Here is a 20899-nt window from a genome sequence, read left to right on the forward strand (position 1 = left end):
TTTCGTGTGGCTTCGCACACACGTTATCGCCTCACCGTCGCCGTGGGCGGTGGACGTCGCGGGGCTCGCCGCCGCAGGTCCACAGCCGCAGGTCTACTAGCGTGGGAGCCATGACCGAAGCGCCCGTCCCGCCAGCGCACGATCCCTACGCCCCGCCCTCCGTGGACCGCGTCGGCACCCCGGGCTCGCCGGGCGCGACGCGGGTGATGCTGCTCGGCTCGGGGGAGCTGGGCAAGGAGGTGGCGATCGCGTTGCAGCGGCTCGGTGTGGAGGTCGTGGCCGTGGACCGCTACGACGGCGCACCCGCCCACCAGGTCGCCCACCGCGCGCACGCGATCGACATGACGGACCCCGACGAGGTGCGACGGGTCGTCGAGCTGGAGAGGCCGCACGTGATCCTGCCGGAGATCGAGGCCATCGCCACCTCCGCGCTGGAGCAGATCGAGCAGGACGGACTGGCCCGCGTGGTGCCCACCGCGCGGGCCGCCCGGCTGACCATGGACCGCGAGGGCATCCGGCGCCTCGCCGCCGAGGAGTTGGGGCTGCCGACCAGCGGGTACGCCTTCGCCTCCTCCGTGGAGGAACTGCGGGACGCGTGCACCGCGATCGGCTTTCCCTGCCTGGTCAAGCCCACGATGTCGTCGTCGGGTAAGGGCCAGTCCACCCTCCACGGTCCCGAGGACGTGGAGGCGGCGTGGACCGCGGCGCAGTCCGGCGCGCGCGTGGCGGGCGCGCGGGTGATCGTGGAGTCGTTCGTCGACTTCGAGTACGAGATCACTCTCCTCACCGTCCGCAGCGTCGACCCGGAGACCGGGCGGATCCGCACCGATTTCTGCGAGCCGATCGGCCACCGTCAGGAGCGCGGCGACTACGTCGAGTCGTGGCAGCCGCAACCCATGACGCAGGACGCCTACGACTCCGCCCGGTCGGTGGCCGCGCGGATCACCGGCGCCCTCGGCGGCGTCGGCGTGTTCGGCGTGGAGCTGTTCGTCAACGGTGTCGACGTCTACTTCTCCGAGGTCAGCCCCCGGCCGCACGACACGGGCCTGGTGACGCTGCGCAGTCAGGTCCTCAGCGAGTTCGAGATGCACGCCCGCGCGGTGCTGGGCCTGCCGGTGGTCACGACCATGGCGAGTCCGGGTGCGTCGGCGGTGATCTACGGCGGGTCGGCGACCGGTGACGGCAGCGTCGAGGGGGTCGGTTTCGAGGGTGTGGCCCGCGCCCTGGCGGTTCCGGAGTCCGACGTGCGGCTGTTCGGCAAGCCGTCGGCCAGCGAGTTCCGCCGGATGGGCGTGGCGGTGGCGACCGCCGAGGACGTGGACACCGCCCGCGCGAGGGCGGGCGAGGCGGCCTCGAGGGTCCGGGTCGTGGTGTAGGTGGGAAGGTCGGGGATATGACGACGACGAGCTCCGCGGCCGACGACGCACGCGATCTGCCGGCCGAGCCGACCGCTCCGTGGATTCTCGTGCTGGCCGGGGGAGTGATCCTGGCGTGGCTGGGCGTGCTGGCCTGGCAGGTCGCCGTCCTGCCCGAGCGGGTGCCGACGCATTTCGCCGCCGACGGGCGGGCCGACGGCTGGTCCAGCCGCACCGGCGCGCTGGCCTTCTCAGCCCTCATCCCGTTGCTCGTCGTGCTGCCGATACCGCTGCTGTCCCGGTTGGTGTTGTGGGCGCCGGCCCACATCAACGCCCCCAACAAGGAGTGGTGGACGGCGACGGGCCCGCGGCTACGGCGGTTCGAGCGGCTGATGCGCGAGGACCTGTGGCTCATCACCACCGCCACGATGGTCCTGCTGGTGGCGGGGCAGGTGGGCATCGTGCTCGCCGCACGGTCGGGCGGTGAGGCGATGCCGGGGTGGGTCCTCCCGGTCGCCCTGGGGGTCTTCCTCGTGGCGATCGCCGCGGTGACGGGCCGGATGTTCGTCGGCGGCCGGTACGCGGCGCAGCCCGACCTGGACTGAGCGATGAGCCGACGCACCGCGGGGCACGGAGGCGCCCACGAGGTCTCCGCCACCGGGCCCCGGCCCGCACCGGTGCGCCGGGGAGGAGCGCTGGCCTGGCTGTTGGCCCGGGCGTTCACGGGCGGTCGCGTCGCGGCGGCCCTGGCGACACCCGCCGCGCTGCTCATTCTGGTTCCCTATCTCCTCCGCCGCGCGGTGTACGAGTCGGACGACCGGAACGGGATGGTGCTGTTCTGTCGCCACCGCCCGGTCGTGGACGTGGTGCTGGTCCTCGTGGTGGGGGCTCTGCTTTTGACGTTCGGGAGCCTGGTGGAGCTGGTGCTGCCGGACGGCTGGCGGGGTGGCCTGGTGTTCGCGGGCCTCGTGTTCGGTGCGGTCGCGCTGGGGGCGGTGCTCATGAGCCGGGGGATGCCGCTGGTCGACGTGGTGGGGCCCGAGACCCCGGCCGGTCCCAGGTGGGCGCTCATGGGGCTCGCGCAGCGGCCGGGCACCCGCTACTCGGCGCTGCTGCTGACCCGGCGACTGCTCCGGGGACTGCGGCCCGGCGACGTGGTGGTGGCCGCGGCGGCGGACGAGCGCCTCGCGGAGGCCTACGAGCGGTTCGGCTTCACGCGGACGCGGCACAGGCGGGTGCACAGGGTCATCCCGTGACCCTGTGGATGGTCGTCGACCCCGTCCACAGGCCCCCGTCGCCGGCGCGGCCGTGTCGGGGTCGGCCCCTAGCGTGACCTCCCGAGCGGCGTGGCGTCGCCGGCGGGAGGGGAGCGGGGTCGATGACAGGTCAGGACGGGGGAGCGGGTCGCGCGGCCGTGGCGGGTGCGGCGGCCGGTGCGGGGCCGGGGCCGCTGGGGGCGGTCGTGCTGGCGTTCGAGCAGGTGGCCGTGACGGCGGAGGCGGCCCGCGTCCGCGAGGTGGGCCGCGCGCTCGCGGAGTGCGGGGTCCCGCTGAGCGCGGCGCTCGAGGAGGCGTCCGCCGTGGCGGCCGCAGTGCAGACGGGAGGGTACGGCGGGCTGCTCGCCGGCGGCGCGCTCGCCGAGTGCGCGGCTCTGCTCGCGCGGCGGGCCCGCGACCTCGAGCGGCAGACGGACCGCGCGGCGGACGGGATGGCGCGGGCCGCCGGCCTGCTGGTCGCGGCGGACGAGGGGGTGGCCGGCCGTGTCGCCGACGCCGCGGGCTGACGCGCTGGCCGACGCGATCGGTCTCGCGGAGGCCCGGGCGGCGGAGGCGGGTCGCCGGGTCGCCGACTGCGCCGAGGATCTGGACGCGGTCGCCCGCAGGCTCGGCGGACCCGCCGCCGACGGTGGGTGGTCGGGGCCCGCCGGGGCCCGTGCCCGGGGCGAGGCCGCCGACGCCGGCGCCGGGGCCCGGATGCTCTCCGCGAACTGCCTCTACCTGGCGGACGTCCTGCGGGTCGAGGGCGGCCGCCTGGCCGGTGCGCTGACCGCGTGGGCCGCCGCCGTCGAGGCCCGGCCGGGCTCGGGGGAGGACACCGCCGCGGAGGAGCTCGCGGTGCGGGACGCCGACCGCGTCCTGACCGCGCGGCTGCGGGAGGCGGCGGACGGTCTCGCCGGCCGGGTCGACCCCGCGACGACCCCGTGCCTCGACCTGCCGGGATCGACCGGGGACGACCCCCGCGAGGTCGCCGGGCTGTGGCACTCGCTCGGGCCCGCCGAACGCGCCCGGCTCGCACGAGACCACCCCGAGCTCGGCTCGGTCGACGGGGTGTCCTCGGCGACGCGGGACGCGCTCAACCGGACGCGGCTGCGGCGTCTGCTCGACGCGGTGGGGTCCGCGACCGCGACCGGCCCCGCGGCCGGTGGGCCCGTGTCGGCGGAGGCCGCGCGGGACCTGGCCGCGCTGGCCGCGTACCTCGAGGCCCACCCCCGGCGGCACCTGCTCGACCTGCACCCCGACGGCCGGGCGGTGGTCGCGAGCGCCGACCCCGATTCCGCCGAGCGGGTGGTGACGCTCGTGCCGGGCACGGGGTCCTCGCTGACCGGGCTCGGGCGGACCGGCGAGCGGGCGGACGCGATGTGCGAGGCCGCGGGCGGGGAGTGCGTGGCGGTGTCCTGGCAGGGCTACGACGCGCCGGACGGCGTGGTCTCCGCCGGGTCGTCCGCGCACGCGGCGTGGGCACACGCGGACGACCTGCGCACCCACGCGGCCGGGCTCGACGCGGTGGAGTCACTCGACGGTGTCGACGCGCCGCACGCCGCCGTGGGCTACAGCTACGGCTCGGTGGTCCTGGGCGCGGCCGCCGCGGACCCGGAGGGGCTGGCGGCCGACCTCCTGATCCACGTCGGCAGCCCAGGAGCGGCGGTGGAGTCACTCGGCCGGCAGTGGGTGGACGAGGGCGGTGTGAGCCGCCCGGCGGTCGAGGACGACGTGGTGTCCGTGGTCTCCCGCTGGGACCCGGTGCCGTGGTGGTCGGTCACCGGCGTACTGGGCGAACGTCCCGGCACGGACGAGTTCGGCGGGCGCCTCGTGGACGTCACCGAGCCCGGCGCGGGACCGGGGTCGGTGCGGACCGCCCACTCGCGCTACTTCGACCCGGGCACGGTCTCGCTGACCGAGATCGGCCGGCTCCTGGGCGGGATCGACCGATGACGGACGTCAGGCGCGACTGCGCGAGGCGCGGGCGATGTCGAGCATCTCCGCGCGGCCCGGCAACTTGGTGCGCTCGCGCCCGGCGGCCTCCCCGAGCTCGCGTTCCCGGGCGTCGATCGCCAGCCACGCCTCACCATCGACCACGTCGACACCGCGGTCCGCCAGCAGGTCCCGCACGGCGGAGGGCTCCGGCTCGCCGGGCTCGGGCAGCGATCCCGACTCGAGCTCGGTGGTCAGATGCCCCACCGTCTCCACGGCGCACGACCGGTTGGTCCCGATCACCCCGGTCGGACCGCGCTTGACCCACCCCGCCGTGAACAGTCCCGGCAGGTGCTCGCCGCCCGGCGCGTCGAGCACCCGGCCACCGTCGTTGGGGATGGTCGCGGAGGCGGGGTCGAACGGCACGCCCTCCAGCGCCGCGGAGCGGTACCCCACGGCCCGGTACACGGCCTCGACCGGCAGATCCTCGAGGCGACCGGTGCCGCGGACACGGCCGACGGCTGTACCGGTGTCCGCCGGCGCGGGTTCGGTGACCTCCAGGCGCAACCCGGACACCCGGCCGTCGGAACCCAGGATCTCGACCGGGGACCGGTGGAAGCGGAACCGCACCACCTTCTCGCCGGCCGCGAGTGCTGCGGACTCCGCCTCATCCGCCGTCCCGAGCCCGGCCTCACGCTGCGCCCCGACCCATTTCTCGAGCTGTGCGCACACCTGCCCCACCCGGCGATCGCGGTCGCGGAGTGCGCGAGCCTCGTCGTCGTACTCGAGGTCGTCGGGGTCCACCACCACGGTGACCCCCTCCACCTTCGCCATCTCCCGCAGCTCCAGGGGCGTGAACCTCGCGTGCGCCGGCCCGCGGCGCCCGATCACCGACACCACCCGCGTGACGTTGGTGCCGAACCCGCCACGCACGTGCTCGGGGATGTCGGTCGGTTCGAGCTGCTCGGGGCTGCGCACCAACATGCGCGCCACGTCCAGCGCCACGTTCCCCACCCCCACCACGGCCGCCCGCTCGGCGGTGAGCGCCCACTCCGGGTGCGCATCCGGATGGCCGTCGTACCAGGTGACGAACTCGGCCGCGCCGTACGACCCCTCGAGATCCTCGCCCGGGATCCCCAGACGGCGGTCCGCCAGCGCGCCGGTCGAGAACACCACCGCGTGGTAGTGACGCCGCACGTCGTCCACCGTGAGGTCGCGGCCGAACTCCACGTTGCCCAGGAACCGGATGCGCGGATCCGCCGCGATCCCCTCCAACGTGCGCGCGATCCCCTTGATGCGGGGGTGATCGGGGGCCACACCGTGGCGCAACAACCCGTACGGCACCGGGAGGCGGTCGATCAGGTCCACCACGATGCCCCGCCCCGTGGGGTCGCGCACGTCGCTCCAGTCCAGCAGGGCCTCGCAGGCGTACACACCCGCCGGGCCGGAGCCGATGACGGCCACGCGGAACGGGGACTCTGTGATCGGCGTCATACCCGGATCGTCGCACAGAACGACCACCGGGGTACCTCGACCCCGTCGATCAGGCGTCGGGGGAGCATAATCGACATCCATGAGCGACTACGCCGGGGACCTCCCGCCCCGCCAGGCCTGGGACCTGCTCGCCTCCGACCCCGACGCCGTGCTGGTGGACGTCCGCACGAGCGCCGAATGGCAGTGGGTCGGCGGCGCCGATCTGTCGGAGCTCGGCAAACGCACGCTGGGCATCGAGTGGATGACCTCGGCCGGGCAGCCCAACGCCCGGTTCGTGGAGCAGCTCGGTGAGGCCGGGGTCGAGCCCGGCGCCCCCGTCCTGTTCCTGTGCCGCAGCGGACACCGCTCCGCGGCCGCCGCACGCCTCGCCACCGCCGCCGGCTACACCGCCGCCTACAACGTCGCCGGGGGATTCGAGGGCGACCCCGACCCCGAGGGGCACCGCGGCACGGTCAACGGCTGGAAGGTCGCGGGCCTGGCCTGGCGTCAGTCCTGACCCCCACCCCCCCCCCCGACGCCCCGGTCCGCCCGGTCCGGTCGCGCCCACACGAACGCACGCACGCACGAGTAGAAGAAAGCAGCGGATGAGAAACAACGAGCTCCCCGACGGTCTCCACCCCGACACCCTGGGGGTCCGCGCCGGGCAGATGCGCACGGCCTTCGAGGAGACCACCGAGCCGATGTTCCTCAACTCCGGCTACGTCTACGAGTCCGCGGAGGCGGCCGAGGCGTCGTTCAACGGTGAGAAGCAGCGCTTCGTCTACTCCCGCTACGGCAACCCCACCGTCGCGATGTTCCAGGAGCGGCTGCGTCAGATCGAGGGCGCCGAGGCGTGCTTCGCCACCAGCTCGGGCATGTCCGCGGTGTTCGTCGCGCTGGCCGCCCTGTGCGGTAACGGCTCCCGGCTCGTGGCGTCCCGCGCGCTGTTCGGCTCCTGTTACGTGATCTGTGCGGAGATTCTGCCGCGGTGGGGCGTGGAGACGGTGTTCGTCGACGGCGCCGACCTCGACCAGTGGCGCGAGGCGCTGTCCGAGCCCACCGACGCCGTGTTCTTCGAGACGCCCTCCAACCCCATGCAGGAGCTGGTCGACGTCCGCGCGGTGAGCGAGCTCGCCCACGCCGCCGGCGCGCAGGTCGTGGTGGACAACGTCTTCGCGACCGTCCTGCACCAGAAGCCGCTCGAACTGGGCGCCGACATCGTGGTCTACTCCACCACCAAGCACATCGACGGCCAGGGCCGCGTCCTCGGCGGCGCCGTCCTGGGGACCGAGGAGTACATCACCGGCCCGGTGCAGAACCTCATGCGCCACGCCGGGTTCGGCATGAGCGCGTTCAACGCGTGGGTGCTGGTCAAGGGGCTGGAGACCATGGGCCTGCGCGTCGAGCGGATGTCCGCCAACGCCCTCGAGGTGGCGCGGTTCCTCGAGTCGCACCCGGCCGTGGACTGGGTGACCTACCCGATGCTCGAATCCCACCCCCAGTACGACCTGGCGCGCGCGCAGATGTCCGGCGGCGGGTCCGTGGTGACGTTCGGGCTGAAGTACGACGACGACGAGGGGAGCAACGGCAAGAAGGAGTGCTTCGCGCTCCTCAACGCCCTCGAGGTCATCGACATCTCCAACAACCTGGGCGACGCCAAGACGCTGGTGACCCATCCGGCGACGACCACCCACGCGTCCATGGAGCCCGAGGCCCGCGCCGCGGTGGGGATCGGCGACAACGTCATCCGCCTCTCGGTGGGCCTCGAGTACGCCGGCGATCTGATCGAGGACCTGCGCCGCGGTTTACACTGATCAACATGAGCGTCCTGGATGGGGGGTCGCGGACGAGGGTGGCGGTGCTTCCCGCCGCACACCCGGCCGTCCGCCGCATCACCGGACTGGACGTGGCGGACCACGTCGAGCTGGTGCCCGTGCGGCCCGGCGTGGCGGGCGGGCAGACCCCACCCGAGGCGGTGACCCCCGCCGAGTTCGACCCTGACTCGGACGCCTCCGGCGAGATCCACCGCGACCGCGATCCCCTGAGCGACGTCGACCTGGCGCACGTGCACTTCGGCTACGACTACCTCGCCCCGGAGAGCGTCGACGGGGTGGTGGAGCACCTCGCGGCGGCGGACGTGCCGTTCGTGCTCACCGTCCACGACATCGTCTACCCGTCGCCCGAGGACGAACTGCCGCACCGCGACCACACCGGCACCCTGGTGGAGGCCGCCTCGGCGGTCATCACCCTGACCGAGGTCGCCGCCCACGAACTGTGGGTGCGGTGGGGCGTGGAGCCGGTCGTGGTGCCGCACCCGCGGCTGCTGGACGAGGCGGAGATCTCCACCGCCGTGCGGGCGGGTCGGCACCTGCGCGGGCCGGACGACCCGGTGGTGGTGGGTGTGCTGTTGGAGCGGATGGGCGAGAACATCGAGGGCCCGGAGCTGCTGGATCAGCTGGCCGCGGTCTCGCACGGGCGGCGAGGGGCGCACCTGCGGATCGTCGTGGAGGCGCAGGCGTGGCGCGACGCGTGCGGCGAGGACCGCGGGGCCGGCGGGCATCACCTGGTGGCGGAGCTGGCGGCCGAGGGCGGCTGGGAGTCCGTGCGGTTGGTGCGCTACGAGTCACTGGACCTGGGACCGGTGCTGCCGGAGTTCGCCGCGCTCGACGTGTGTGTCCTGCCGTACCGGTTCGCCACGCACTCCACCTGGCTGGAGCTGTGCCGTGATCTGGGCGTGGCGCCGGTGTTCCCGGCGGTCGGGTTCCTGCGCGACCAGTGGTTCGACCGGTGCGACGAGGCCGGGCATTCCGGCGAGGTGTACGACCCGCGGGATCCGGCGGGGGTCGCGGTGGCGGTGCGGGCGGCGTTGGAGGATCCGCGGGCGGTGCCGCCGCGGGTGGCGGGGGCCGATCCGGAATCCGTGGTGGCCGCGCACGCACGGATCTATCGGGACGCCGTGCGCGCCTGACGGGTCAGGCGGCCGCGTCGCTGCGGGCGATCTCCACCGGCCAGGCCAGGGTGAGGGTGGAGTCCGGCACCGGGGAGTCGGCGTCCATGCTCAGCTCGAGGCACACTGTGACGGGCGCGCCGGGCGTGGTCCGGGTGGCGCCCGGCAGGATGAGCGGTTCGCCGGAGGTGGGCGCGTCGACGGGGACGGGCTCCTCGCCGTCGCCGGCCAGGATGTTGGCGGAGGCGGGACCGAACGTCGGCGCGGCGCACGCCCCGCCGCGGGAGGCGACCGCGCGGATCCGCACGTCCGCGGCGGTGGCGGGGTCGCCGTCGACGAGGACCCCCTCGCCGATCTCGACGCGGGCGTCGGCCCGCGAGTCGACGCTCGTGCGCAGGGTGAGCGGCTGGTAGGCGGAGCGGTCGCGCAGGCCGGCGGTGTCCACGCGGACGGGGAAGTGGCCGCCGTAGGAGGAGATGGGGGCGGTCCAGGTGGTGCCGAAGTCGGTGGAGGCCTGCACGGACCAGGCGGAGCTGCGGAGTTGGGATTCGCGGGCCTCGTCCTCGCGGTCCTGGAGGACCACCGTCGTGCCGAGGGCGCAGGCGGAGGACGCGGCGAGGGCCACCAGGGCGGTGGCCGCGTGCCGAATCCGCATGGCTCCTCCGAAAGCGCGCTCACCCGAAAGGTCGGTACAGGGGAGGGACCCTGCTCACGCGCTGCGCGTTGCCTTCCGGTTCACCAACCTTATTGCCGGTCCGGGCCATTTCGTTACAACTCCTCCCGGTGAGTGGCCAATCTCACTCTGGTCACCCGTGGCGGCGGCGGGGCGGGTGCGCAGGGTGGGTGCGCGGGGTGGGGTCCGCCGACGTCAGGGCGTCAACGGATGTACACGACCGCCCCGGTCCGCCGGTTCACCGCGGCCCAGCGCCAGCCGTCGGAGGTCGGGTCCGTCGCGGCGAAGGTGGTCCAGGTGGAGCCCGGATCGCCGCCGTTGAGCCAGATCTCCAGCGCCGCGAGTCCCTGCCGCGCGTCGGCGCGGGCGGTGTCGGACGGGGCGACGACGACGAGCTCGTCGCCATCCACGGTTGCAGTTCCCACCTCTTCGAGTCGGGCGGCGGGTGAGAGGGGCCCCGGAGCGTCAGGGATCTCGGTCGCGGGCGCCGCCGACGTCGAGGTGGTGACCTGCGTGGCCGGCGGGGTGGTGGGGCTCGTGGGCGCGGCCGTCACGGTGGGCACCTTGCTGGTGACCGTGGTGGTGCGACGGGTCGTGCTGGTCGCCGCGGTGGTGCTCGTTCCCGCCGCTGGCGACTCGTCCTCCCCGGACGGGTTCGGCGGCGCCGAGGTGGTCACTGCGGGGGTGCGAGGCGCGGTGGTGTTTTCCTCGAGGTGGGTCGCCCCATCAGCTCCGACTTGTTCGGGGAGAACATTTTCCAACCTCTGTGCCGTGACTCCCGGCGACGCAGCACCGGTGACGACGCCGCCTGAAAGGGGTTGGGATAGGCCGCATTCTGCTCGGGCGAGGAGAACATCGAGAGTCCAGTGGGTCAGGACGCCATAATCCCTTGCGACGACCTTGAGTCGAACCTCCGCCCGGGCGAAGTTGCGACTCCTCTCCAAAATCGAAGTGATGGTCGTGGTGTACCTGACGCCACCGGTGTACGACCCGTCAACCGGAGAGGTCGTGCCGTTGCTGGCGGGCACAGCAATCGTCGTGTAGTCGTTTGTGCTGAGTCCGGTTCTCAACCGGATACCGGCGCCACCAGAAATCGCCGGAGTTCCGTCAGCCCCGAGTGTGCAGTTTGCGGTGGTTCGGATCGGGTTGGAACCGCCTCCCAGGTATCGGACGAGCCAGGCGTCACTAGGAAGTCTGAGTTCCATCGTATTGAACGCCGACTCAGCGAATGCGGGAACGGCTGGCGGCCCGCTGGGATCGGTGGGGCACAAGCTAGTTGCAACACGCGCGCATGAACGCGCAGACGAGTCGAATTCAAGGATGGAGGCGAATGTAGTGACGCTGACGGGCTTGTCGCCGGAATCTACGAGTGGCTCCCCAGCGAGAGTGTTGACCTCCGATACAGTTCCGGTGATCGGATATGTCCGGGTCCAGATCATGTTTCCATTGGACGATGCAGCTCTCGCGTAATTAATCCCTGCGTCGTTGCTTGCTGCGAAAGTTGCGTGGGTGTGAACGTTGTCGGCCCAGGCCGCCTCCGTCAGCGTGATGGGGGGCGCACTAACAGTTGTGGCTCCGAGCGCGGTTGCCGCGAAGGCAATGACCACGGTCCTCCATTTTTCTGGGCGCCGTCTCATTGCGTTTCCTCCTCGCGGTGAAGGTGGTTTCTGCGCGGCCAGAAGGCCCACACCACCAACAGCGCCGCCGCGACCGTGATCCCTGCCATGTTCCCGGGTCGACTGGCCGCCGACACCACGTAGGCGAGACCGGGTGCGTGCCAGAGGACCTTCTTGACCTCGGTCACCTCGTATGGCTGGGAGTCGGGTGAGTCGTTGGCGTCACCCTTCAATTCGATCGAGTACACGCCGTTTCCGACTGGCGTGGTGGAGACGACACGGTGCGTCACGGGAAGCCGATCCTCGCCGCGAGACACCGTCGTCACATCGCCGACGCGGATGTCGGACGCCGGGATCTGCCGGACGACGGCGAGCGAGCCGGTCGGAATGGTCGGTGACATCGATCCGGTCTTGAACATGATCAGGCTGATGTTGAGGGCGAACGCGGCGATCGTCGCGATGATGCATATCGCGCCCAGGGTCGCGAGAACCGTGAGTATCCCGTCTACGACGGCGGACCAGATGTTCTTGCGGGTCGCGGCCGGGGCGGTGAAGCTTGCCTTCCCCGTGGCATCCCCTGTCGGTCGGGACATGGCGACGCTCATGTCGACGTTCCGAGAGGTCGCAGCGCGGGCCTCGTCGCGGGCGGCACGGGCGCCTCCGCTAAGCCCGCGTGTCGGGTCCGTGTCAACAGGCACGACTTCGTTGTCGACAAGTCATCACGTCCTTCGGGAAGCAGCGGCAAGGTGTGGTGGTGGGCGAATCCTGGTCAGACGGACTTGGCGTCGAATTTCCACACCAGCTGGCCGGTAGTACCGCCCCGCACATCCGCCGGTGCGGTGGCATTCAATGTGATCTTGAAGCAGAGAGCCCGCGGAGTCGTCTCTGGTGATGCGGTCTTCGAAAGAGTGAAGAACGGAGTCGTGTTGTACGTGGTGTTCAATCCCCCGGTGACCACCGGAGTGGCTGCAACCGTTCCCGCGGCGGTGCAGGAGGCGGGCGGCAGCGTGTAGATGGCGACGCTGAGGTTCGAGAACAGTGCGTTGTTGGCCGGGCTGGAGACTGCGGCACTCGTCGGCGCGGTCGAGAGCCTGATCTCGGCGTCGTAGCTGTTCGCGTTCTTGTCCATCCTGAAGTTGATCGGGGCGTACACGGAGTCGCCGGGTGTCATCAAGGCCGCAGTCACGGGTGAGAGTGCGGTGAAGCTCAACGCGCCGCCGGGCGATGCCGAGTGTTCAGCCCAAACCGTTCCAGCGCTGTCGACTGCAGCTTGGACGTTGAACTTTCCCGACGAGAAGGTGCTGTTCACCCATACGTCATCCGTCCAGGCGGCAAGAGTCATGGTGGCACCGAGGCCCAGGACGACTCCGCCGGCGAGAAGCGCACGCCATTTGCGGCTGCGGCCCGCAAGGTCGATCGGCTCGCGGTGGGTCATCAACGTTCTCCAATGTGCTATACGGACATGAACTGCAGGGAATCAGTAACGTGTTGCGCCGAGTCGGCGAGAGAACCCAGTGATGTCCTCCCGCCGACTGCGCGTCGACTAACTGTCCTGCACGCCGTAGAAGTCCCAGGTGACCGTCGTGGGATCGGTGCCGGGGGCGACGACCGCGTTCTTAGCGGAATCGGTGTTGGGGAAAGTGACAGCGACACACAGCTGCACGACGTCGCCAGCCGTGCCGCCGGCGTTCGACTCGAGATCGAGATCGGCCCCAGTTGAAGCGCCGGAGTTGACGCCCTTGTCGGAGACCCACGCAGTGCCGTTGTCTTCCCCACCGCTTGCGCACGTGGTAGCACCGCTGGTCACCGAGTACGTCAGCGCACCAGCCATCGGGCCAGTGGCGGTGGCGGTGACCTTGTTAAGCACGCCGTCCAGCGTGGAGGCCACGGTGAGCCGAATGGCAAGCGGGGCGTAGGCGGTATCGCCCGGGGTCAGCGGATTGACCGCATCCGCGGTGCTGAACAGCAGTGGGATCGCGCCGGCGGAATTTTCGGCCACGACCCAGCCGGATGTGGCCGGGAGGGAAGTCGTCTCCGGCGAACCTTCGAGCCGGAACACGCCGCCTGTGTTGAAGACCCCGTCTGCGAACACGTCATCCGACCACGCCGCGAGAGTCACCGCGGCGCCGAGGCCGAGGACCACGCCGCCGGCGAGGATCGCCTTGCGCTTCCGGCGACGGTCCTCCCGCTTCTGGTGGTTCTGGGGGGTCATGGGGTTGCCGGCGTCCATTGCGCCACACCTTTCCGAGGGGGAGACCGTTGTGGTGATCCCGGGGGATGGATCGTGTCGACCTCGTCAGGCTGTGATCGTGAACGACACCGGGCCGAGGGGGACGGCCCGTCCGTGACATTACGAAACTGTTATCAAGTGCGCAACTCCTAAATCTGTATTAATCACTGCAGGCAGAATGGCAGATCGACCGCTCGGTCTGCGGGACATTAGCCCCGGAAACCATGTTCGAGTAGAACGTTCGATCAACTTGAGCAGGGGTTTTGACTGACCGTCAGTACAGAGGGCCCCCGCGTGTCAAGTGGAGTACCTGTGTCCGAGCGCGCTGGCATACTCTCCGCAGTGCCCCGCACGCGCCGGAAGTGAATCTGGTCACGCGCCTACATGCAGGAGAAGCCGATGCCCGCCACCCCATCCCTCAAGCTCGGATACAAGGCCTCCGCCGAGCAGTTCGGGCCCCGCGATCTGGTGGAGTTCGCCGTGATGGCGGAGCAGGCGGGCATGGACTCGGCCACGGTCTCCGACCACTTCCAGCCCTGGCGCCACGACGGCGGTCACGCCCCGTTCTCCCTGTCCTGGCTCACGGCCGTGGGGGAGCGGACCGAACGCCTCCAGCTGGGCACCTCGGTGCTCACGCCCACTTTCCGGTACAACCCGGCAGTGCTCGCCCAGGCGTTCGCCACCATGGCGTGCCTCTACCCGGGCCGCGTCTTCCTCGGCGTCGGTACCGGTGAGGCGCTCAACGAGATCGCCACCGGTCACCAGGGCGAGTGGCCGGAGTTCAAGGAGCGCTTCGCGCGCCTGCGCGAGTCGGTGCGCCTCATGCGCGAGCTGTGGACTGGCGAGACCACCAGCTTCGAGGGTGACTACTACTCCACCAAGGACGCCTTCCTCTACGACGTCCCGTCCGACGGTGTGCCCGTCTACATCGCCGCCGGCGGCCCGGTCGTGGCGAAGTACGCAGGCCGCGTCGGCGACGGCTTCATCTGCACCTCCGGCAAGGGCATGGAGCTCTACACCGACAAGCTGCTGCCCGCGGTCGAGGAGGGCGCGCGCCTCAACGAGCGGGACTCCTCGACGATCGACCGGATGATCGAGATCAAGATCTCCTACGACCCCGACCCCGCGGCGGCGCTGGAGAACTGCCGCTTCTGGGCGCCGCTGAGCCTCACGCCCGAGCAGAAGCACTCGGTCGATTCCCCGCGCGAGATGGAGCGCCTGGCCGACGAGCTGCCGATAGAGCAGGTCGCCAAGCGGTGGATCGTCGCCTCGGATCCGGACGAGGCCGTCGAGCAGGTGAAGCCGTACGTCGACGCAGGTCTCAACCACCTCGTCTTCCACGCCCCCGGCCACGACCAGAAGCGCTTCCTCGATCTGTTCAAGTCCGACCTCGAACCGCGTCTGCGAGCCCTGAAATGAGCCAAGAGAACATCCCCGCCGGCCCGGACGTGGCCGACCTCTCCGGCCTCGAGGGCATCCTCGGTGGCAAGGACAAGGTCCGGGTCCTGCGGTACCCGCACGAGACCGAGCCGGACGAGGAGGGGAAGACCACCGAGTGGCACTGCGACATCGTCGTCGTCGACGACGTCCCGGCGCCCGGGTTCTCCACCTACGCCACCGTCGGCGCACGCGAGCTCCCCACCAACGTCACGACGCCCGAGGGGCGCCAGATCCGCAGTGAGTTCGTCACCGTCGGCCGCACGGGGCACCGCGCCATGGCCGACGTGCTCGACGCGTGCGCCCTGGCGGTGGCAAGTGGATCCATCCACGTGGCGCCCGGCGCGGTGATCCCCAACGCGGTCGGCCTCGTCGACCCGGGGCGCAGGTGCGAACACCTGGTGCTCACCCCGCCGTTCCTTTGGCCGGAACTGCAGGTCGTCGACGAGACCGGCGGCCCCGACGGCACCGGACCCCTGCTCACGCGGCTGCAGGCCGTGCCCATCACCACCGCCGAGATGTCCGCCATCGGCCGCGACGGCGCCGACGCCCTGTTCGAGAAGCTCGACACCGCCAACGCCGACGTGACCAACCCGGACCGCCCGAGCGTGGTGTGACCGTGCGCGCCGCGCGGACCCCCGGCGTCGCCGCGCGGCTGCTCGAGACCGCGGCGGGCCTGATGATCGTCGAGGCCACGCCGGTCGGGGTGTCGCGGTTGCAGCAGGTCGACGCCGCCGAGCTCCACGCCGCCGAGGCCGCAGACGCCGCGGAGGCCACCGGGGACGGCACCGCCGCGGGATGGTTCGACGTGAAACATCGCGACGACGACGAGGTCCCCCACCCCGGGCCCGGCGGAGCGGGTGAGCACCTGGACCGCCTGGCGGAACAGGTGGAGGCCTACCTGGCCGGGGAGCTACGCGACTTCGACGTCCCGCTGGACTGGGCCGCGGCCGGGGTCCACGATGACTTCTCGCGTGAGGTCTACCGCGAGATCCGGCGCATCGGATACGGCGAGACGTCCACCTACGGGCAGATCAGCGTGGACGCCGGACGGCCACGTAACGCCCGGCGGGTCGGCCGGCTGTGCAGCATCGTGCCGGTGCCGTTCGTCATCCCCGTCCACCGGGTGATCCGCGCTGACGGCGGCATGGGCAACTGCCCCGAGTACCGGCTGCGGCTGCTGGAACACGAGCGCCGCAACGTCGCCGCCGCCCGCCGAGGCTCCTCGGCGCCGATCCCGTTCGTCTGATCGTCCGCGTCCGCCGCCGGGCCGGCGGCTCCCCGAGACCGGTGGGCGGCCTCCCCCGTCGCGTCTAGGGTGGCGGCAACGCCGGGGACCGACCGGTCCCTCGCCTCAGACCGCCTGCCGTCGACCAGGAACCCCGGGGGGAACCCATGACAGTCGGATCCGTCAGCACCGGCCCGAACACCGCGGGCGTCGGCCCGAACGCGGCGAGCACCGCCGCCGACGCCCCCGCGACCACCGTCGAGCGGTTCCTCAAGGTCCGCCGGCTCACCGATCTCCTGGCGTCGAGGCTCAGTCCCGAGGACCAGATCCCCCAGTCCATGACCGCAGCCAGCCCCGCGGCGTGGCACCGCGCGCACACCACGTGGTTCTTCGAGGAGTTCGTGCTGGGCCGCGTGCCCGGATACGTGGCGCCCGAACCGGTGTTCCGCTTCCTGTTCAACTCGTACTACGAGGCGGTCGGGCCGCGGCAGCCCCGCCCGGAGCGTGGGCTCATCACGCGGCCGTCGGTCGCGGAGATCGGGGACTTCCGGGCGCGGGTCGACGAGGCGGTGGTCGCGGCGCTCGAGGCGGGCGATGTCGACGAGCGTGGCCTCGAGCTGCTCGAGCTGGGCTGCCACCACGAACAGCAGCACCAGGAGCTGCTGCTCATGGACGTCAAGCACCTCTTCTCGCACAACCCGACCGATCCGGTCTACGTCGACAGGTCCGCGGACCCGGCCGAGGCGAAGCCGGGCGAGACGGGATGGCTCGCCGTCGTCGAGGGGGTCGCGCAGGTCGGCGCACCGGACCCCGCGGGCGGCGACGCCTCCGACGCCACGGGGGGCGACCACTCCGACCTCGCCGGCGGCGCCCCCACCGACCGCACCGGGCGCGGTTTCTCCTACGACAACGAACGGCCCCGCCACCGCGTGTGGATCCCGGGCGGCGAGGTCGCCACCCGCCAGGTCACGGTGGGGGAGTGGAAGCGGTTCATGGCCGACGGCGGGTACTCGCGACCCGAGTTCTGGCTCTCGGACGGGTGGGCCACGGTCCAGGCCGAGGGGTGGGACGCGCCCGGGTACTGGCGCCGCGAGGACGACGGCCCCGCGGAGACCGCGGTCGACGGTGAGTGGACCACCTTCACGCTCAGCGGGCGACGTCCGGTCGTCGACGCCGAGCCCGTCGTGCACGTCTCGTTCTACGAGGCCGACGCCTATGCGCGCTGGGCCGGGGCGCGCCTGCCCACGGAGTTCGAGTGGGAGGTCGCCACGGCCGGGTGGGAGATCCGCGACGAGCTTGACCCCGACCGGTGTCACCCGCGGACCGTGGCCGACCGTGCGCTCGGCGGCGTGTGGGAGTGGACCTCGAGCGCGTACCTCCCGTACCCCGGCTTCGTCACCGAGGAGGGCGCGGCCGGCGAGTACAACGGCAAGTTCATGTCCGACCAGCACGTCCTGCGCGGCGGCAGCGCCCTCACGCCCGCCGGTCACACGCGGCACACGTACCGCAACTTCTTCCCCGCCGCGTCGCGGTGGGCGGCCGCGGGCCTGAGGCTCTCGCGGTGACCGGCGCGCACCGGGTCGACGCGGGCCGGACCGACGGGGGCGGGGCCGCCGGGGGCGGGGCCGCCGGGGGCCGGACTGACGGGGGCGGGGCCGCCGCGCCGAGCACCCTCGCGGGGCCGTCCGACGGGGCGCATGACCCCGGTCCGACGGCGACGACGACGAGCTCCGCCGATCCCGACACCGCCGCCCTCGAATCGGATCTTCGCGAAGGGTTCTTCTCGGACCCGCCGACGGTGCCGCCGCGGTGGTTCTACGACGAGAAGGGCAGCCTGCTGTTCGATCGGATCACCCGGTTGGCGGAGTACTACCCCACGCGGGCCGAGGCCCAGATCCTGCGTTCGCGGGCGGGCGACATCGTGAGCGGGGCGAGCTCGATGGTCGAGCTCGGGGCGGGGACCTGCGAGAAGACGCGGGTGCTCCTCGACGTGCTCGCGGCCGCTCCCGCCGGTGCCGGTGCCGGTGGCGCTCCCGCCGGGCGGGCGCCACTGTTCGTGCCCGTCGACATCAGCACCGAGATGCTGTTCGACTCCGCCCGCGCCCTCACCGCCGAGTACCCGGGCCTTCGCGTCGAGCCCGTGGTCGCCGACCTCACCGCGCTCGACGGGCACCTCCCCGGTGAACCGGGCGGCCGCCTGGTGCTGTTCCTCGGCGGCACCGTCGGCAACTTCAGCGAGACCCAGCGCGCCGAGTTCCTCGACATGCTGCGCGCCGTCATGGACCCCGGCGACCGCCTGGCGCTGGGCTTCGACCTCGTCAAGGACCCCGCCCGTCTCGTCGCGGCCTACGACGACGCAGAGGGCGTCACCGCCGAGTTCAACCTCAACATGCTCGACGTGATCGCCCGTACCGTCGAGTGCACCGGCCTGGACCGCGCCGACTTCCGGCACGAGGCCGTGTGGAACGCCGCCGAGAGCAGGATCGAGATGTGGCTGCGGGCCGTCCGCGACGTGCGGATCGACTTCCCGACGCTCGGGCGGTCCCGGGCCCTGGTGGAGGGGGCGGGCATCCGCACCGAGATCGCGCGGAAGTTCGAGCCCGACGCCCTCGTCGACGAACTCGCGGGCCACGGGTTCCTCCGCGGGCCCGTGTGGACCGACGACGCCGACGACTTCGGGCTGGCCCTCGTCGTCGTCGACTAACAGGAGGCCCGCATGACCACCCCGGACGGTCTCGATCTCGCCGCGCGCGCCGGCGACCTGCTCGACGACGCGCGGGTTGTCGGGGGTGCCGTCGACGAGGCCGCGGTGACGCTGTTCCGGCTGGGCGGCGACGTCGCGCGGGCCGGCACGCGACGCGAGGCCGCCCGCAGCGGTGCCCACCTGGCCGCCGAGCGCGACCGGGTGGGTGGCCTGCTCGACGACCTCGCCGTCCTCACCGCGGCGGCGGACCGGCTGGACGCCGAACTGGGCGCCGCAGGCCCCTCTCACGGGACTCCGGCCGGCGCTGCTGCGCGCGGCGAGGCCGTGGCCCTGCTCGAGTCGGTGCGGCACGTCCTCGCCGCGGCGCGTGAACGCGGCCGGGAGTGCGTGTGGATCGGCGACCTCGCGCGGGACCGCGTCCACGATTTCGCCGAGTTCGACCTGCTCTACTCGCGGGCTGAGCGGCACCTCGACCACAGCGACCCCGACGCCGCCGCAGCGGACCTGGCCAGGCTCGTCACGCTGGAGCGCGCGCTGGTGAGTTCCGAGGTCGCGGCCATGCTCGACGAGCTGCGGTTCCGGCTGCTCACCGAGCGCGGCTGACGCGTCACGACAGGCGGCCGGGTGCGGGTCGCGTACCCGCTGATCGCCGACGTGGAGCCCCACTGTGTCGTACACCTGTTCTATACTTCGAGGCATGGACCAGGGAGTATCGGGCAGGGACGGTGAGGACGGCCACGGCGCCGCCGTGCCCCCACTGGTCGATGTCCTCGCTCTCCTCGAGGCCTCGGTCGAGGCGCTGTGCGCGGTCGACTGGTCGGCCCACGGTGCCGACGCCCTCGCGGACGCGGTGGGGCGCATCGAGGTCCTGGCACGTCGGCTCGAGGCGGGCAACTGCCGGGCGACCGCCGAGCTCGCGGGGCTACACGCGCAGAAGGGGCGCACCCCCGGCGGCGTCGCCGCGATGCTCGCCCAGAAGCTGGGCCTGGCCCGGGGCACGGTCCACGGCCGGATCGAGGCCGGCGGGCGCCAGGCCACCCCGGCGGGCCGCGCGTCGGCGAGCGGACAGATCACCGGTGAGCACGAGCGGATCATCGCCAAAGCGGTCTCGTCCCTCCCGGGGGCGATGGGCGGGGAGGCGAAGATCGCGTTCGCCGAGGAGCTCACGCGGTTCGCCAGGTCCGCGTCCCCCGCGGACCTGCGCGCGGAGGCCGCACGGCGGGTGGCGGAACTGTGCCCCGCCCGGGGCCGGGACCGCGAGGAACATCAGGAGCGTCAGCGGTCCGCCCGGCTCGGCGCGGTCCGCGCCGACGGCACCAGCACCCTGACCATGACGCTCACCCCGCGCGGCCGTGCGCTGGTGGAGCGGGCCCTGTGCGACTTCGGCGGCCCGGGAGGCGCCGTGGCGTGCGAGCCCGGCTCGGATGATCGCGCGCCGGAGCAGCGCGCCCACGACGCCCTGGTCCACCAGTGGGCGCTCGGCTCGACCGTCGACCCGGCGCGCCCCAAGGGCGTCGCGACCATCGTGGTCCGGCTGACCCCCGAACAGCTCGAGGACCCGCACGCGGTCGTGGAGACCGACTCCGGCACCCAGCTCAGCGTCCGGCAGGCCGTGTCCATGGCCGGGACCATGCCCTGGTTCGTCTCCCTGCTTCGCGACGGACGCGAGGAACTGCACCGGATCGACGTCGACGCGCACCCGGAGCGGCGGATCGCCTCGGCGATCCAGCGGCTGGTCCTCTACGCCGCCCACGGCGGGTGCACCTTCCCGGGGTGCACCACACCAGCGCGACGAAGTCAGTTCCACCACGTGAGGGAATGGTCCCGCGGCGGACCCACGACCATCGCGAACGGGGCGCTCGGCTGCCCCGTCCACCACGGGTTCGTCGGCGACGGGCCGGCGGGTTGGACGACCATCGCCGACCCCGCCACACCCGGGTCGTGCACCTGGCTGCCACCGGGTGTCGACAGGCTCACCGATGTCTGACGTCCCGCCCCGCAACGGGGTGGCGGACCCGTCCGTCAGGGGTGTACCAGATGTGCCG

The 20899-nt window shown here is 72.2% G+C and carries 21 protein-coding genes; 15 read left to right on the forward strand and 6 right to left on the reverse strand.

Annotation, left to right across the window (positions count from 1 at the left end):
• The first annotated feature begins 110 nt into the window (after positions 1 to 110).
• The 5 genes from purT (at position 111) to RWK90_RS14445 (ending at position 4567) form a co-directional block, all read left to right on the forward strand.
• Positions 111 to 1376 (forward strand): formate-dependent phosphoribosylglycinamide formyltransferase, encoded by a 1266-nt coding sequence (gene purT / locus RWK90_RS14425; RefSeq protein WP_396230345.1) that lies wholly within the window; start codon positions 111 to 113, stop codon positions 1374 to 1376.
• A 17-nt stretch (positions 1377 to 1393) separates the two neighbouring features.
• On the forward strand, positions 1394 to 1960 hold the full coding sequence (locus tag RWK90_RS14430) for a DUF1648 domain-containing protein (protein ID WP_314038310.1): 567 nt from the start codon (positions 1394 to 1396) through the stop codon (positions 1958 to 1960).
• Between the two features lie 3 nt (positions 1961 to 1963).
• Positions 1964 to 2611, forward strand: a complete 648-nt coding sequence (locus RWK90_RS14435) for a hypothetical protein (RefSeq protein WP_314038311.1) — start codon at positions 1964 to 1966, stop codon at positions 2609 to 2611.
• A gap of 122 nt (positions 2612 to 2733) precedes the next feature.
• Complete coding sequence (locus tag RWK90_RS14440) at positions 2734 to 3138, forward strand: hypothetical protein (RefSeq protein ID WP_314038312.1); 405 nt, start codon at positions 2734 to 2736, stop codon at positions 3136 to 3138.
• On the forward strand, positions 3116 to 4567 hold the full coding sequence (locus tag RWK90_RS14445; protein ID WP_314038313.1) for an alpha/beta hydrolase: 1452 nt from the start codon (positions 3116 to 3118) through the stop codon (positions 4565 to 4567). Before RWK90_RS14440 ends, RWK90_RS14445 begins: the two co-directional genes overlap by 23 nt.
• A 6-nt stretch (positions 4568 to 4573) precedes the next feature.
• On the opposite strand, the gene RWK90_RS14450 is transcribed toward RWK90_RS14445, so the two are convergent.
• The gene (locus RWK90_RS14450; protein ID WP_314038314.1) at positions 4574 to 6040 is read right to left on the reverse strand and encodes an FAD-dependent oxidoreductase; all 1467 of its coding nucleotides are present in this window, start codon (positions 6038 to 6040) and stop codon (positions 4574 to 4576) included.
• A gap of 79 nt (positions 6041 to 6119) precedes the next feature.
• Between RWK90_RS14450 and RWK90_RS14455 the strand changes: the two genes are divergently transcribed.
• From RWK90_RS14455 to RWK90_RS14465, 3 genes are all read left to right on the forward strand, one after another.
• Positions 6120 to 6536: a rhodanese-like domain-containing protein gene (locus tag RWK90_RS14455; protein ID WP_314038315.1), complete on the forward strand. Its 417-nt coding sequence runs from the start codon at positions 6120 to 6122 to the stop codon at positions 6534 to 6536.
• 88 nt (positions 6537 to 6624) lie between these two features.
• Positions 6625 to 7833 carry an O-succinylhomoserine sulfhydrylase gene (locus RWK90_RS14460; RefSeq protein WP_314038316.1) on the forward strand — a complete coding sequence of 403 codons (1209 nt, stop codon included), beginning with the start codon at positions 6625 to 6627 and terminating at the stop codon, positions 7831 to 7833.
• 5 nt (positions 7834 to 7838) lie between these two features.
• Positions 7839 to 8987 (forward strand): hypothetical protein, encoded by a 1149-nt coding sequence (locus RWK90_RS14465; RefSeq protein ID WP_314038317.1) that lies wholly within the window; start codon positions 7839 to 7841, stop codon positions 8985 to 8987.
• Between the two features lie 4 nt (positions 8988 to 8991).
• Here the strand turns inward: RWK90_RS14465 and RWK90_RS14470 are convergent, their stop codons facing one another.
• The 5 genes from RWK90_RS14470 to RWK90_RS14490 all read right to left on the reverse strand — a co-directional run bounded on the left by RWK90_RS14470 (position 8992) and on the right by RWK90_RS14490 (position 13485).
• On the reverse strand, positions 8992 to 9621 hold the full coding sequence (locus tag RWK90_RS14470) for a hypothetical protein (protein ID WP_314038318.1): 630 nt from the start codon (positions 9619 to 9621) through the stop codon (positions 8992 to 8994).
• Positions 9622 to 9842: 221 nt separating this feature from the next.
• Positions 9843 to 10316 carry a hypothetical protein gene (locus RWK90_RS14475; protein WP_314038319.1) on the reverse strand — a complete coding sequence of 158 codons (474 nt, stop codon included), beginning with the start codon at positions 10314 to 10316 and terminating at the stop codon, positions 9843 to 9845.
• A gap of 956 nt (positions 10317 to 11272) precedes the next feature.
• Positions 11273 to 11860, reverse strand: coding sequence for a signal peptidase I (locus tag RWK90_RS14480; protein WP_314038320.1), 588 nt, complete (start codon positions 11858 to 11860; stop codon positions 11273 to 11275).
• Positions 11861 to 12024: 164 nt separating this feature from the next.
• On the reverse strand, positions 12025 to 12690 hold the full coding sequence (locus RWK90_RS14485) for a SipW-dependent-type signal peptide-containing protein (protein WP_314038321.1): 666 nt from the start codon (positions 12688 to 12690) through the stop codon (positions 12025 to 12027).
• 108 nt (positions 12691 to 12798) lie between these two features.
• Positions 12799 to 13485 carry a SipW-dependent-type signal peptide-containing protein gene (locus RWK90_RS14490; RefSeq protein ID WP_314038322.1) on the reverse strand — a complete coding sequence of 229 codons (687 nt, stop codon included), beginning with the start codon at positions 13483 to 13485 and terminating at the stop codon, positions 12799 to 12801.
• Between the two features lie 399 nt (positions 13486 to 13884).
• Between RWK90_RS14490 and fgd the strand changes: the two genes are divergently transcribed.
• From fgd to RWK90_RS14525, 7 genes are all read left to right on the forward strand, one after another.
• Positions 13885 to 14904 (forward strand): glucose-6-phosphate dehydrogenase (coenzyme-F420), encoded by a 1020-nt coding sequence (fgd, locus tag RWK90_RS14495; RefSeq protein ID WP_314038323.1) that lies wholly within the window; start codon positions 13885 to 13887, stop codon positions 14902 to 14904.
• Positions 14901 to 15539: a suppressor of fused domain protein gene (locus RWK90_RS14500; RefSeq protein WP_314038324.1), complete on the forward strand. Its 639-nt coding sequence runs from the start codon at positions 14901 to 14903 to the stop codon at positions 15537 to 15539. The genes fgd and RWK90_RS14500 overlap by 4 nt, the downstream gene beginning before the upstream one ends.
• Before the next feature lie 2 nt (positions 15540 to 15541).
• Entirely contained in the window at positions 15542 to 16171 is a 630-nt protein-coding gene (locus RWK90_RS14505; protein ID WP_314038325.1) for a methylated-DNA--[protein]-cysteine S-methyltransferase, read from the forward strand.
• A 146-nt stretch (positions 16172 to 16317) separates the two neighbouring features.
• A complete protein-coding gene (egtB, locus tag RWK90_RS14510; protein WP_314038326.1) occupies positions 16318 to 17715 on the forward strand; it encodes an ergothioneine biosynthesis protein EgtB in 1398 nt (465 codons plus the stop codon).
• The gene (egtD, locus tag RWK90_RS14515) at positions 17712 to 18854 is read left to right on the forward strand and encodes an L-histidine N(alpha)-methyltransferase (RefSeq protein WP_314038327.1); all 1143 of its coding nucleotides are present in this window, start codon (positions 17712 to 17714) and stop codon (positions 18852 to 18854) included. Before egtB ends, egtD begins: the two co-directional genes overlap by 4 nt.
• A 12-nt stretch (positions 18855 to 18866) precedes the next feature.
• A complete protein-coding gene (locus RWK90_RS14520; protein WP_314038328.1) occupies positions 18867 to 19457 on the forward strand; it encodes a hypothetical protein in 591 nt (196 codons plus the stop codon).
• A 94-nt stretch (positions 19458 to 19551) separates the two neighbouring features.
• Entirely contained in the window at positions 19552 to 20841 is a 1290-nt protein-coding gene (locus tag RWK90_RS14525; RefSeq protein ID WP_314038329.1) for a DUF222 domain-containing protein, read from the forward strand.
• Positions 20842 to 20899 lie beyond the last annotated feature (58 nt).

The organism is Dietzia sp. CH92, assembly GCF_032248695.1.
Taxonomy (GTDB): domain Bacteria; phylum Actinomycetota; class Actinomycetes; order Mycobacteriales; family Mycobacteriaceae; genus Dietzia.